Consider the following 13,152-nt stretch of genomic DNA (forward strand, 5'->3'; position numbering starts at 1 on the left):
TCGCACCACACCTGGTGACCTGCGCTTTCCCCGTCCCGCGGTGGACATCCGGCACCCGCTGTCAGTGTCCGCCGCTAGCCTCTTGGACGTGCCCGCCCACATCACCGATCCCGAGCAGCTCAAGGAGCTCCTCGGCATCCCCTTCACCCCGGAGCAGACGGCCTGCATCGTCGCGCCGCCCGCCCCGCAGGTGATCGTGGCCGGAGCCGGATCGGGCAAGACGACGGTGATGGCGGCACGCGTGGTGTGGCTGGTCGGTACCGGCCAGGTCGCCCCGGAACAGGTCCTCGGTCTCACCTTCACCAACAAGGCGGCCGGCGAACTCGCCGAACGCGTCCGCAAGGCGCTGATCAGAGCGGGAGTGACCGACCCGGACGCGATCGACCCGGACCACCCGCCGGGCGAGCCGGCGATCTCGACGTACCACGCCTTCGCGGGCCGCCTCCTGACCGACCACGGCCTGCGCCTCGGGCTGGAACCGACGTCCCGCCTGCTCGCCGACGCCACCCGCTTCCAGCTCGCCGCGAGGATCCTGCGCGAGGCGCCCGGCCCCTACCCGGCGCTCACCCGATCCTTCGCCGACCTGGTCAGCGACCTCCTCGCCCTCGACGCCGAACTCGCCGAACACCTCGTACGCCCCGAAGACCTGCGCACCTGGGACGCCGGCCTCCTGGACACCCTGGAGGGCGTCCGGCTCAGCAACGCCGATCTGCGCAAGGTCCCCGAGGCCGCCGCCGCCCGCCGCGAACTGGCCGACCTGGTGATCCGCTACCGGGCCGCCAAGCGCCAGAAGGACCTGCTCGACTTCGGCGACCAGATCGCCCTGTCCGCACAGCTCGCGGGGCTCCCCGAGGTGGGCCGCGTCCTGCGCGACGAGTACCGGGTCGTGCTGCTCGACGAGTACCAGGACACCTCGGTGGCCCAGCGCATCCTCCTGGCGGGCCTGTTCGGCGGCGGCACCGGCCACCCCGTGACCGCCGTGGGCGACCCCTGTCAGGCGATCTACGGCTGGCGCGGCGCCTCCGTCGCCAACCTCGACGACTTCCCGGAACACTTCGCACACGCGGACGGCCGCCCCGCGGCCCGTCAGGCGCTCAGTGAGAACCGCCGCAGCGGCGGCCGCCTCCTCGACCTCGCCAACGGCCTCGCCGAGCCCCTGCGCGCCATGCACGCGGGCGTGGAGGCCCTGCGCCCCGCCCCCGGCGCCGAACGGGACGGCACCGTCCGCTGCGCCCTGCTGCGCACCCACGCCGAGGAGATCGACTGGATCGCCGACTCCGTCGCCCACCTCGTGCGCACCGGCAAGGCGCCCGGTGAGATCGCCGTCCTGTGCCGTACGGCGACCGACTTCGCCGAGATCCAGGGCGCGCTCGTGGCCCGCGACGTCCCCGTCGAGGTGGTCGGCCTCTCCGGGCTGCTGCACCTTCCCGAGGTGGCCGACCTGGTCGCCGTCTGCGAAGTCCTCCAGGACCCGGGCGCCAACGCCTCCCTGGTCCGCCTCCTCTCCGGGCCGCGCTGGCGCATCGGCCCGCGCGACCTCGCCCTCCTGGGCCGCCGCGCCCGGCTGCTGGTGAGCCACGCGCGCGTGGAGGGCGACGACGACCCGGACCGCAGGCTCGCCGAAGCCGTCGAGGGAGTCGACCCGTCCGAGGTGACATCGCTCGCGGACGCCCTCGACACCTTCCTGGAGACGCCGCTGGACGGCACCGGGGACGACGACGGGCTGCCCTTCTCACCGGACGCGCGCGTACGGTTCGCGCGGCTGGCAACCGAACTGCGCGACCTGCGCCGGGCCCTGTCCGACCCGCTCATGGACGTCCTGCACCGGGTCCTGGCCGTCACCGGACTCGAGGTCGAGCTGTCGGCGTCCCCGCACGCCCTGGCAGCCCGCCGCCGCGAGACCCTGTCGAACTTCCTCGACGTCGCCGCGTCCTTCGCCGCGGGCGACGGCGAGGCCACCCTCCTCGCCTTCCTCGGCTTCCTGCGCACCGCCGCCCAGTACGAGAAGGGCCTGGACAACGCGCTGCCCGGCGGCGAGAACACCGTCAAGGTGCTCACCGCACACAAGTCCAAGGGCCTCGAGTGGGACGTCGTCGCCGTGCCCGGCCTCGTCACCGGCACCTTTCCCAGTGGGCAGGGCCGCGAGAAGTGGACCGCTCAGGGCAAGGTGCTGCCGCACGGCCTGCGCGGCGACGCCGACACCCTGCCCGACGTCGAGTCCTGGGACTCCCGTGGCCTGAAGGGCTTCCACGAGGCCATGAAGGACCACCAGCACACCGAGGAGCTCCGCCTCGGCTACGTCACCTTCACCCGCCCCCGGTCCCTGCTCCTGGGCTCCGGCCACTGGTGGGGGCCCAGTCAGAAGAAGCCGCGGGGGCCGTCCGCCTTCCTCACGGCGCTGTACGAGCACTGCGCGGCCGGACACGGCGAGATCGAGGCCTGGGCGGACGAACCCGTCGAGGACGAGGAGAACCCGGCCCTGCACCGGGCGACGGTCGACGAAGTCTGGCCCCTGCCCCTGGACGACGGGGCACTCGCCCGGCGGAGGGCCGCCGCCGAGACGGTCCTCCGCCACCTGGACGCCCTCGCCGACCAGGAAGAAGGCGCCCTCCACGCCCTCCACGCCCTCGACACCCACGACGACCCGGACTGGCCACCGCCCCCCGAGGACGACGCGGCACCACCCCCGCAGGAGCCGGAAGACACGGAGGAGCCTGAAGAAACGGAGGAGCCCGAGGGAGCGGACACCGGCTGGACCGATGATCCCGCCGACTGGGACACCTGGACCTCCGACCGCCCCGCCGCCCCGCCGAGCGGCCCCACCGTCCCGCGCCAGGCGACGCCCACCGAACCGTCTCCGGGCACCCCTCCCGCCCCCGCCCCGGCCTCGGCCCCGGCGCGTCTCACACCGGAGGAGGCCCGGACCGTGGCTTCCTGGGACCGCGACCTCGACGCGCTCACCGGTGAGCTCCTGCGTGCCCGCGAGAGCGTCACCGAGGTGCCTCTCCCGGCGTCGCTGACCGCCTCGCAGCTGCTGAGCCTGGCGGCCGACCCGGACGGCTTCGCGCAGGAGCTGGCCCGCCCCATGCCCCGCCCGCCCCAGCCCGCCGCCCGCCGCGGCACCCGCTTCCACGCCTGGGTCGAGGCCCGGTTCGAACCACTGACGCTGCCCCTGCTGGAACCGGAGGAGCTGCCCGGCAGCGACGCGGAGATCGCCGACGAAGACGATCTGGAGTTCCTGAAGGACGCCTTCGAACGTACTGAATACGCGCGACGCACCCCCTTCCGCGTCGAGGCGCCGTTCCAGCTCACGCTCGCCGGCCGGGTCGTGCGCGGCCGGATCGACGCCGTCTACAAGGAGGGCGACGGTGCGACGGCGACGTACGAGATCGTCGACTGGAAGACGAACCGCGCCGCCACCGCCGACCCGCTCCAGCTCGCGCTCTACCGCGTCGCCTGGGCCGAGCAGCAGGGGATACCACCGGCATCGGTGACCGCCGCCTTCCTGTACGTACGCACCGGCGAGGTCGTCCGGCCCCAGGGGCTGCCGGACCGGGCGGCACTGGAGAAGCTGCTGCGGGCCGAGCCGGTCGGTGACGAACCGCACGATCGGGCTGCCCGTGCGGGCCGATAGGCTCGTAAGCATGAGCCACCCCGTTGACAATGCTGTCAGCGCTGTCCGCACGTACATCGAGCGGCACCGCGCCGCCTTCCTCGACGACCTCGTCGAATGGCTGCGCATCCCGTCCGTGTCGGCCCAGCCCGACCACGCGGCCGATGTGCGGCGCAGCGCCGACTGGCTCGCCGCCAAGCTGAAGGAGACCGGCTTCCCGACCGCGGAGGTCTGGCCGACCCAGGGAGCCCCCGCCGTTTTCGCCGAGTGGCCCTCCGGAGACCCGCAGGCGCCGACGGTCCTCGTCTACGGCCACCACGACGTACAGCCCGCCGCCCGCGAGGACGGCTGGAACAGCGACCCCTTCGAACCCGTCGTCCGCGAAAACCGCCTCTACGCGCGCGGGGCGGCGGACGACAAGGGACAGGTGTTCTTTCACACACTCGGTGTCCGCGCCCACCTCGCCGCCACCGGCCGTACGGCCCCCGCGGTGAACCTCAAGCTGCTGATCGAGGGCGAGGAGGAGTCCGGCTCGCCGCACTTCCGCGCCCTCGTCGAGGAGCGCGCCGAGCGGCTCACCGCCGACGCGGTGATCGTTTCGGACACCGGTATGTGGTCCGAGGACACCCCCACGGTCTGCACCGGCATGCGGGGACTGGCCGAGTGCGAGATCCGGCTGCACGGGCCCGACCAGGACATCCACTCCGGCTCCTTCGGCGGCGCGGTCCCCAACCCGGCCACCGCCGTCGCCCGCCTCGTCGCGGCCCTGCACGACGAGCACGCGCGCGTGGCGGTCCCCGGCTTCTACGACGGCGTGATCGAGCTCACCGACCGGGAACGCGAGCTGCTCGCCGAGCTGCCCTTCGACGAGCGCCAGTGGCTGCGCACGGCCAAGTCGTACGCGGCCCACGGCGAGGCCGGCCACACCACCCTGGAGCGCATCTGGGCCCGCCCCACCGCCGAGGTCAACGGCATCGGCGGCGGCTACCAGGGCCCGGGCAGCAAGACGATCATTCCGTCGTCCGCCATGGTGAAGCTCTCCTTCCGCCTGGTCGCGGGCCAGGACCCGGGCCGTGTGGAGAAGGCCGTCCGCGCCTGGGTCGCCGAACAGGTTCCCCAAGGCATTCGCTGCGAGATCACCTTCAGCCCGGCCACCCGCCCCTGCCTGACGCCGCTGGACCACCCGGCACTGCGGTCCGTGGTCCGCGCGATGGGCCTGGCCTTCGGGAAACCGGTCCGCTTCACCCGAGAAGGCGGCTCCGGACCGGCCGCCGACCTCCAGGAGGTACTCGACGCCCCGGTGCTGTTCCTCGGCATCTCCGTCCCCTCCGACGGCTGGCACGCCCCCGACGAAAAGGTGGAACTGAACCTGCTCCTCAAGGGCGTCGAAACCTCCGCCCACCTCTGGGGCGACCTGGCGGAGTACTGGCGTCACGCGCCCTGAGCGTCCCCCCGTCCGGGACCCGACCGGCATCGCGCGCGGCACACTGGAAAGGCCGCCCCGCGCCGCCGAGCCCTCCCGGACCCGGTCACCACCCGCCGTACACGAACCGTTGAACCCGCCTTGCCGAACCGAACCGCTCACCGGGGGAGTTGGAAGCACCCGTGACCACCTGGACCGACCACACCGCCGACCGTCCCATCTCGCTCACCGCCCCCAGCGGCATCGACCGCGCCGCCCACCACCGCCTCGACGAGGCCTGGCTCGCGGCGGCGTGGAGTCACCCCTCGACGCGCTGCTTCGTGGTCTCAGGCGGCCAGGTCCTCATCGACGAGACCCCCGACGGGGCCACCGAACTCGTCATGACCCCCTCCTTCGAGGCCCCGCTGACCGAGGCACACCGCTACTTCCTGGGCACCGACGAGGACGGGGTCAGCTACTTCGCCCTCCAGAAGGACTCGCTGCCCGGCCGCATGGACCAGTCCGCGCGCCCGGCGGGCCTGCGCGAGGCCGGCCTGCTCCTGTCGGACCGCGACGCGGGCCTGATGGCCCACGCCGTCGCCCTGGAGAACTGGCAGCGGCTGCACCGGTTCTGCTCCCGCTGCGGCGAGCGCACCGTCATCGCCGCGGCGGGCCACATCCGCCGCTGCCCCGCCTGCGGCGCCGAGCACTACCCGCGCACCGACCCCGCGGTGATCATGGCCGTCACGGACGACCAGGACCGCATCCTGCTCGGCCGCCAGGTGCACTGGCCCGAGGGGCGCTTCTCGACCCTCGCCGGTTTCGTGGAGCCCGGCGAGTCCATCGAGCAGTCGGTACGCCGCGAGGTCCAGGAGGAGGCCGGCGTCACCGTCGGCCCGGTCGACTACGTCGCCAGTCAGCCCTGGCCCTTCCCGTCCAGCCTGATGCTGGGCTTCATGGCCCACGCCACCTCGACCGACATCAACGTCGACGGCGACGAGATCCACGAGGCCCGCTGGTTCTCCCGCGACGAACTGGGCGCCGCCTTCGAGTCGGGCGAAGTGCTCCCGCCCTACGGCATCTCGATCGCGGCCCGTCTCATCGAGCTCTGGTACGGCAGGCCACTGCCGACGCGCGGCGCCTTCTGAGCCCGGACGCCGTGGAGGGGCGGCCCCGATGCGGGGCCGCCCCTCCACGGCTGAGCACGTCCAGGCGTACCGGTCAGGCGCCGACCTTCTGCTTCACCTGCGCCAGGGACGGGTTCGTCAGCGTCGAGCCGTCCGGGAAGAGCACGGTCGGAACCGTCTGGTTTCCGCCATTCGCCTTCTCCACGAAGGCGGCGGACTCCGGGTCCTGCTCGATGTTGATCTCGGTGTACGCGATGCCCTCGCGGTCCATCTGGCTCTTCAACCGACGGCAGTAGCCGCACCACGTGGTGCTGTACATCGTCACAGTGCCCGGCATGTCTCTCGTGCTCCTTCGGCGACTCGGGGAAAGCGGCGGCTCGGGGATGAGTGCGCATGAGCAGAACGCCCGGGACGACGCCACCATTCCCGCCGCGTGACGCGTGTCGCATTGGTACGACTATCGGTGCGTGCCTGTGGACAACCGACTCACCCGTCCCGCGAGACCTGGCAGCATGGCGGTGTGACAGCAGCAACGCACTCCACCCTCTTCCCGCAGGTACCGGACACGGCCGACGCGGTGCTCGAAGGGCTCGACCCCGAGCAGCGCGAGGTGGCGACCGCCCTGCGCGGCCCGGTGTGCGTGCTGGCGGGAGCCGGCACGGGCAAGACCCGGGCGATCACCCACCGCATCGCCTACGGGGTGCGCGCCGGCATCCTCCAGCCCTCCAGCGTGCTCGCCGTCACCTTCACCAACCGTGCGGCGGGGGAGATGCGCGGCCGTCTGCGCCAGCTGGGCGCGTCCGGTGTCCAGGCCCGTACCTTCCACTCGGCGGCACTGCGGCAGCTCCAGTACTTCTGGCCGAAAGCGATCGGTGGCTCCCTGCCGAGGCTCGTCGACCGCAAGATCCAGCTCGTCGCCGACGCGGCCGCCGCCTGCCGCATCCGCCTCGACCGGGGCGAGCTGCGCGACGCCACCGCGGAGATCGAGTGGTCCAAGGTGACCCAGACCGTCCCGGCCGACTACGCCCTCGCGGCGGCCAAGGCGGGCCGTGACACCCCCCGCGACCCCGCGGAGATCGCCCAGCTGTACTCCGCCTACGAGGACCTCAAACGCGCGCGCTCCGTCATCGACTTCGAGGACGTGCTGCTGCTGACCGTGGCCGTGCTCCAGGACCGGCACGACGTCGCCGAACAGGTCCGGGCCCAGTACCAGCACTTCGTGGTCGACGAGTACCAGGACGTCAGCCCGCTCCAGCAGCGTCTGCTGGAGCTGTGGCTCGGTGACCGCGACGACCTGTGCGTGGTCGGCGACGCCAGCCAGACGATCTATTCGTTCACGGGAGCAACCCCCGACCACCTGCTCGACTTCCGCGGCCGCCACCCCGGCGCCACCGTCGTCAAACTCGTCCGCGACTACCGCTCCACCCCCCAGGTGGTCCACCTCGCCAACGGCCTGCTCGCCCAGGCCCGAGGGCGGGCCGCCGACCACCGCCTGGAGCTGGTCTCCCAGCGCCCCGCGGGCCCCGAACCGGTCTACGGCGAGTACCCCGACGAACCGGCCGAGGCCGAGGGCGCGGCCCGCCGCATCCGTGAGCTCATCGACTCGGGCGTTCCGGCCGCCGGGATCGCGGTCCTGTTCCGTACCAACTCCCAGTCGGAGACCTACGAGCAAGCACTCGCCGACGCCGGTGTCCCCTACCAGCTGCGGGGCGCGGAGCGCTTCTTCGACCGCCCCGAGGTGCGCAAGGCCAACAGCGCCCTGCGCGCCGCGGCGCGCTTCGGCGGCAACGACTCCCTCCTCGACGACGTGGTCGACCTGCCGTCCCAGGTGCGCGCGGTGCTGTCCGGCGAGGGGTGGACGACTGAGCCCCCGGCCGGGTCGGGGGCCGTCCGGGAACGCTGGGAGTCGCTGGCCGCCCTGGTCCATCTCGCCCAGGACTTCGCCACCGCCAGAACCGGAGCCACGCTGAGCGATCTCGTCGTGGAACTCGACGAGCGTGCGGGCGCCCAGCACGCCCCGACGGTGCAGGGCGTCACCCTCGCCTCCCTGCACTCGGCCAAGGGCCTGGAGTGGGACGTCGTGTTCCTGGTGGGCGTCGCCGAGGGCATGATGCCGATCACCTACGCAAAGACCGACGAACAGATCGAGGAGGAACGCCGCCTCCTCTACGTCGGCGTCACCCGCGCGCGAGAACACCTCCATCTGTCCTGGGCGCTGGCCCGGACGCCCGGCGGTCGGCCGAGCCGTCGGCCCAGCCGATTCCTGAAGGGGCTGCGGCCCGGCTCGGGCACGGCCGACGGGCGGGCGGCCGGCGGCGGCTCCGGAGGTGTGGAGCGTGGGTTCGCGGGCGGCGGCGGCGCCGTGGCCGCCGTTCCGAGACGGACACAGCGGACGCCCGCCCGCTGCCGCGTCTGCGGGCGCACGCTCACCGACGCAGGCGAGATGAAACTGATGCGCTGCGAGGACTGCCCGTCCGACATGGACGAGGGCGTCTACGAGCGGCTGCGCGAGTGGCGCGCGGTGCAGGCGGGGCGCAGCGGACAGCCCGCGTTCTGCGTCTTCACCGACAAGACACTGATGGCGATCGCCGAGTCCGTCCCCGAGGACGAGCGTGAACTGGCCCGGATCCCAGGGGTCGGGGCGCGCAAGCTCAACCGCTACGGAGTCGACGTCCTGGCCATCTGCGCAGGCCAGGAAGGGGTGGGGCTTGACGAGGACGACTGATACGAACTCGTCGAAAAAATAGTTTGCGCATGCCCCGGGAATCCCCATAGGTTCTTGGTCACGGGGACAGCGGCCTTCCCGGAGGCCCTGAATCCGTGTTGTACTTGCATATCCGCGGACTGGTTCACCCCAGTCCCCCGAGACGCCGAGAGGAGGCGAGTCCAGTGATCAGCATCAACATCAGCTCAAACGTCAGCTCCACCGCCAAACTGACCGATCGCTCGGCCGTCTCCCTGTGCACGCTCGGCGCCTCCAACTCGGGCACCGGTCTGTCCGGCATTCGTGTCGTGCGTCCGGCCGCCGCCTCCGCCGCTCCCGCGGGTCTTCCCGTTCGTGAGCGCGATGAGCGACCGACCAAGGCACTGGAAGCAGCAGTAGCGGCACAGGCGCAGGCCTATGCCTTTACCGCGACCGGTGCCGGATTCCGGAAGCAGACGACGCAGCATCACCTGATGTGGGCCTTCCGTGGGCCAGAACCCTGGAGTGATCCAGCCTGATCGTCGATCAGGCCGGCGCCTTCAGGGCCGCGGAACCCCACCCGGGATCCGCGGCCCTTCTGTTTGTCCCCGAACGGGGGCGACAGCACGAAGGAGCCTCGGGACAAGAAAAGAACCCGGTACCAAGCCGACACCCGGTCAACCGGCCGGAACGACCAGACGAGGAAGACCACCCGTGCAACTCGAAGCGCACGCCCCGTCCGTACCGCCTTCCGACACGATCCCCAAGCCCTGTTCCACGGAGGACTCCACCTTGACCCCGCTCACCGCGCTCACCGCGCTCGACGACGCCATCGAGAACCTCGGCGTACCCGTCCCCTGCCGCTCCTACGACCCGGAGGTCTTCTTCGCGGAGTCGCCGGCGGACGTGGAGTACGCCAAGTCCCTGTGCCGCACCTGCCCGCTGATCGAGGCCTGCCTCGCCGGTGCCAAGGAGCGGCGTGAGCCCTGGGGCGTCTGGGGTGGAGAGCTGTTCGTCCAGGGTGTCGTCGTCGCCCGGAAGCGGCCCCGTGGTCGCCCGCGCAAGAACCCGGTTTCGGCATGAACACCGCAGGAACGATCGACCGTCCCCTCACGTACGACCCCCAGAAGCAGGCCCCGATGAAGCCGTCCACCCACGACATCGCAGGCACCGCGCCTGAAGACTTCACCACCAGTGGCGCGAAGGACTCGCGTCAGAACAGGACCCGTGAGATGCAACTCATCCCAGAAGCCCTGGCTCGTGCGCATATGCACGACCGCCTGCATGAGGCCGAGCAGGAACGCCGGGCGCTGCGCGTGGCGACCGCTCGCCGGATGCAGCGGCGGGCGGAGCGCGCCTCGATGCGCGCCCGGCGTGCGCTCGCCATGGCGGTCATGCAGTAACCGACACACCTGAAGCGGTGGTCTCCCGGCCCGGGAGACGAAGCTCTGCCCGTGGGGGCCGGTCCGTCCGAACGGACCGGCCCCCACCGTGGGTTCGGGGCCGGTGGATCACGCCTCCGCGGCCGTCTCCTCCACCTCGTACCCGTCCTCGCCCTCTTCGGTGGCCTCTTCGTCCACCGCCTCCTCCTCGGGGAGGAACCCCACCAGCCACTCCTCCAGCTCGTCACGCAGCCGCACCGTCGCCCCCAGCTGGCACAACACACCGATGGTGCTCAGGGTCACCCGGTGAATCAGCAGGTAGGCAGGGGGCAGATTGAGCTGCTTGGCCAGCTGGTAGGCGGGGGAGCGGGGATCACCGATGCGGGCGGCCTGGCTCCGCATCCAGCCACGGGTGAAGGTGAACGCGTCGACCCTGGCGGGCTCGATGATCGGCAGGAGGTAGTCGAGGACGGCATCAGGGTCCAGCTCTATCGACTCCTTGACGAAGCCCTCCGCGCAGAGCATCTCGTAGACGGCGTCCGCCTCGCCGTCCAGCGTCATGCGCAGAGCCTCGCCGATGGGCTCGGGCAGACCGCCGGGGAGGCGGTCGACCGTGCCGAAGTCAAGGACACCCAAACGCCAGTCGTCCTCGCCCGCCGGGCCGCCGGGCAGCAGGCGGAAGTTGCCGGGGTGGGGGTCCGCGTGCAGAAGCCCCGTGCGGGCCGGACCGGAGAAGAGGAAGTGGGCCAGCAGCTGACCGGCCCGGTCGCGCTGCTCCGTCGTGCCGTTCGTGATGATCTCCGACATCGGGATGCCGTCGATCCACTCGGTGACCAGCACCTGCTCGCACTGGTGGACGACATCAGGCACCACGATGTCCGGGTCGTCCGCGAACACCTCGGCGTGAATCCGCTGGGCCTCGGCCTCCAGGTCGTAGTCCAGCTCCTCCGAGACCCGGTCCTTCAGCTCCGTGATCAACGGCTTGATGTCCATGCCCGGGACCAGTGGGCCGAGCAGCCGGGCGAAGCGGCTGAGCTGGTTCAGGTCGGACAGCAGTGCCTCGCCGGCCCCCGGATACTGCACCTTGACCGCCACCTCGCGGCCGTCGTGCCACACCGCCCGGTGCACCTGACCGATCGAGGCCGCTGCGGCGGGCCTGTCCTCGAACTCCAGGAACAGATCCTGCCAGTCCTCACCGAGGCGCTCCGCGAGCACGGAGTGCACCGTGCGCGTCGGCATCGGCGGTGCCGCCTCCTGCAGCTTGGTCAGCGCCGCCCGATAGGGGCCGGCTACCTCCTCGGGCAGCGCCGACTCGAAGACGGACAGAGCCTGCCCGAACTTCATCGCCCCGCCCTTGAGCTCGCCCAGCACCTTGAACAGCTGGTCCGCGGTGCGCTGCTGCAACTGCTGACCGACGATCTCCGCGGACTCGCCCACGATCCGTTTGCCGAGCCCCCAGGTGGCCCGCCCGGCGAAGCCGAGCGGGAGCGCGGCGAGCTTGGCGGTCCGGGTGACCGCCTTGCGCGGAAGATCAGACATGCGCCCTCCAAGTCCCAGCCGGCCGTGCCGGTTCCGCCTCGTGGCGTACTTCGGCTGACGGCCCTTGCCCAGCCATTGTCGCGCGCCGTTCCCCCTCCTCGGGGATGTGTTCCTGCTTACCTTTTCCGGCCGCTTCGCACGGGCAGGCGGGATGCGCCCGGACGGGCCGCGCGTGCCAGCGCAGACCTGGCAGCGAGACCTCCCAGCGCGCACCGGCGCTCGAAGGCGCCCCACCGTCCAGGAAGGCCAGCGCGTGAGCCGCCGCGAACCCGGCGACGGCCGTCGCGAGGGCGAGGTCGCAGGCCGGCACCCGGTGCTGCCGGCCGGAGCGCCACTGCGCCACCAGACGCGGCCAGGCCGGGTCCCGGTCGGTGCGGTCCGCGTGCAGACAGCCGGCGCACCCCGTCTCGCCGGGCAGGACGAGGGGGCCGACGACACCGGTCCCCTCCACGACACCGGCATAGAGATGGGGCGTACCGGAGGCCATGAGGGATTCCGCGGACGCGGGGTCGGGCGCGTGCACCGCCACGTCGTCACGCGGGGCCACGATCACCAGGGAGAAGCCCGGGGCGTCCCCCTCGGCCCGCGCCGTCGAGCCCCGGCGCCGCGGCCGGTCAGGGGCGGCCCGGCGGACGACACGGCGGGCCGTCTCGTCGCGGCGGTCACCGACGGACTCGGCCGGGAGACCACCCGGGGCGACGTCCCACGGCTCGACGCGTCCGCCGTCGCGCACGTCGATCTCGCCGACGCCCGCACCCGACAACAGGCCGGCCAGCACCGCGCCCACCCGTCCCGCGCCCCGCACTCCCACCCGCAGGGCGCGTCGGGCGGCCAGACGTCTCATCGGCTCGCCCGGCTCCGAGGTGGTCAGGGACAACGAGGCGAGGTCGGGCCGGAGCCGGTCGAGGACCTCCTTCTTGTCCCGCAGCGCGTCCGCGGCCGTCCCCCCGCCACGGGAGTCGTCGAGGAGACCGGCCCGAGCCAGCCGCTCCACCACCCGGTCGACATGCCCGTCCGGCAGATCCATGCCGTGCCCCGCCTCGCGCAGGAGAGCCGGACCACGGGTGCCGTTGAGCAGCTCGAGGAAACTGCCCGTCGCCGTGTCCACCGGGGCGAGGGTCAGGGCGTGCGCGGGTGTCATCCCGAACTGCACGGTGTTCAGATCGCGCCAGCCGCGCCTGAGCGCCGGTTTCACCATCGGATGCATGCCAGGTCCCCCGTATGCCTAGTCTCTCGGAAAGGTCGTGCACATCCCCGTGCGTCCGGCGGCGGTCGGTCGCGGATCCGCCGGCGAGTGCCAGGATGCCCGGCCGGGCGCAGGGGCGTCGAAAGTTGTCCACAGGCGGTGGGTATCCGTCGTACGAATCAGTCGTGCGTCGCCGCGGAGACACGGCGGATCGGCACCG

10 protein-coding genes are annotated in these 13,152 nt (G+C 72.1%); 7 read left to right on the top strand and 3 right to left on the bottom strand.

Translation table 11 applies throughout. The annotated features are described in order from the left end of the window. Positions 1 to 88: 88 nt before the first annotated feature. The 3 genes from BJ961_RS05925 to nudC all read left to right on the top strand — a co-directional run bounded on the left by BJ961_RS05925 (position 89) and on the right by nudC (position 6,163). Positions 89 to 3,634 (top strand): ATP-dependent DNA helicase, encoded by a 3,546-nt coding sequence (locus tag BJ961_RS05925; protein ID WP_271320256.1) that lies wholly within the window; start codon positions 89 to 91, stop codon positions 3,632 to 3,634. Positions 3,635 to 3,644: 10 nt separating this feature from the next. Beyond that, entirely contained in the window at positions 3,645 to 5,057 is a 1,413-nt protein-coding gene (locus BJ961_RS05930; RefSeq protein WP_271320257.1) for a dipeptidase, read from the top strand. 161 nt (positions 5,058 to 5,218) lie between these two features. Then, the gene (gene nudC / locus BJ961_RS05935; protein ID WP_271320258.1) at positions 5,219 to 6,163 is read left to right on the top strand and encodes an NAD(+) diphosphatase; all 945 of its coding nucleotides are present in this window, start codon (positions 5,219 to 5,221) and stop codon (positions 6,161 to 6,163) included. A gap of 73 nt (positions 6,164 to 6,236) precedes the next feature. Here the strand turns inward: nudC and BJ961_RS05940 are convergent, their stop codons facing one another. Beyond that, complete coding sequence (locus BJ961_RS05940; RefSeq protein ID WP_055417962.1) at positions 6,237 to 6,479, bottom strand: mycoredoxin; 243 nt, start codon at positions 6,477 to 6,479, stop codon at positions 6,237 to 6,239. Between the two features lie 126 nt (positions 6,480 to 6,605). On the opposite strand from BJ961_RS05940, the gene BJ961_RS05945 reads away from it, so the two are divergent. The 4 genes from BJ961_RS05945 to BJ961_RS05960 all read left to right on the top strand — a co-directional run bounded on the left by BJ961_RS05945 (position 6,606) and on the right by BJ961_RS05960 (position 10,228). After that, on the top strand, positions 6,606 to 8,867 hold the full coding sequence (locus BJ961_RS05945; protein WP_271320259.1) for an ATP-dependent DNA helicase UvrD2: 2,262 nt from the start codon (positions 6,606 to 6,608) through the stop codon (positions 8,865 to 8,867). A 164-nt stretch (positions 8,868 to 9,031) separates the two neighbouring features. Continuing rightward, complete coding sequence (locus BJ961_RS05950; RefSeq protein ID WP_271320260.1) at positions 9,032 to 9,364, top strand: hypothetical protein; 333 nt, start codon at positions 9,032 to 9,034, stop codon at positions 9,362 to 9,364. Between the two features lie 175 nt (positions 9,365 to 9,539). Next, positions 9,540 to 9,908 carry a WhiB family transcriptional regulator gene (locus BJ961_RS05955; protein ID WP_003973786.1) on the top strand — a complete coding sequence of 123 codons (369 nt, stop codon included), beginning with the start codon at positions 9,540 to 9,542 and terminating at the stop codon, positions 9,906 to 9,908. After that, complete coding sequence (locus BJ961_RS05960; RefSeq protein ID WP_271320261.1) at positions 9,905 to 10,228, top strand: hypothetical protein; 324 nt, start codon at positions 9,905 to 9,907, stop codon at positions 10,226 to 10,228. The genes BJ961_RS05955 and BJ961_RS05960 overlap by 4 nt, the downstream gene beginning before the upstream one ends. A 108-nt stretch (positions 10,229 to 10,336) precedes the next feature. Here BJ961_RS05960 and BJ961_RS05965 read toward each other — a convergent pair whose 3' ends face one another. Further along, complete coding sequence (locus BJ961_RS05965; protein ID WP_271320262.1) at positions 10,337 to 11,746, bottom strand: ABC1 kinase family protein; 1,410 nt, start codon at positions 11,744 to 11,746, stop codon at positions 10,337 to 10,339. Further along, positions 11,739 to 12,953: a TOMM precursor leader peptide-binding protein gene (locus BJ961_RS05970; RefSeq protein WP_271320263.1), complete on the bottom strand. Its 1,215-nt coding sequence runs from the start codon at positions 12,951 to 12,953 to the stop codon at positions 11,739 to 11,741. The genes BJ961_RS05965 and BJ961_RS05970 overlap by 8 nt, the downstream gene beginning before the upstream one ends. Between the last annotated feature and the right edge of the window lie 199 nt (positions 12,954 to 13,152).

Origin of the sequence: Streptomyces lienomycini (assembly GCF_027947595.1) — a bacterium.
GTDB lineage: Bacteria > Actinomycetota > Actinomycetes > Streptomycetales > Streptomycetaceae > Streptomyces > Streptomyces lienomycini.

Coding starts and splice junctions, on each gene's coding strand:
- BJ961_RS05965 (WP_271320262.1), bottom strand. CDS start 11,746: ATGTCTGATCTTCCGCGCAAGGCGGTCACCCGGACCGCCAAGCTCGCC.
- BJ961_RS05960 (WP_271320261.1), top strand. CDS start 9,905: ATGAACACCGCAGGAACGATCGACCGTCCCCTCACGTACGACCCCCAG.
- BJ961_RS05940 (WP_055417962.1), bottom strand. CDS start 6,479: ATGCCGGGCACTGTGACGATGTACAGCACCACGTGGTGCGGCTACTGC.
- BJ961_RS05930 (WP_271320257.1), top strand. CDS start 3,645: ATGAGCCACCCCGTTGACAATGCTGTCAGCGCTGTCCGCACGTACATC.
- BJ961_RS05970 (WP_271320263.1), bottom strand. CDS start 12,953: ATGCATCCGATGGTGAAACCGGCGCTCAGGCGCGGCTGGCGCGATCTG.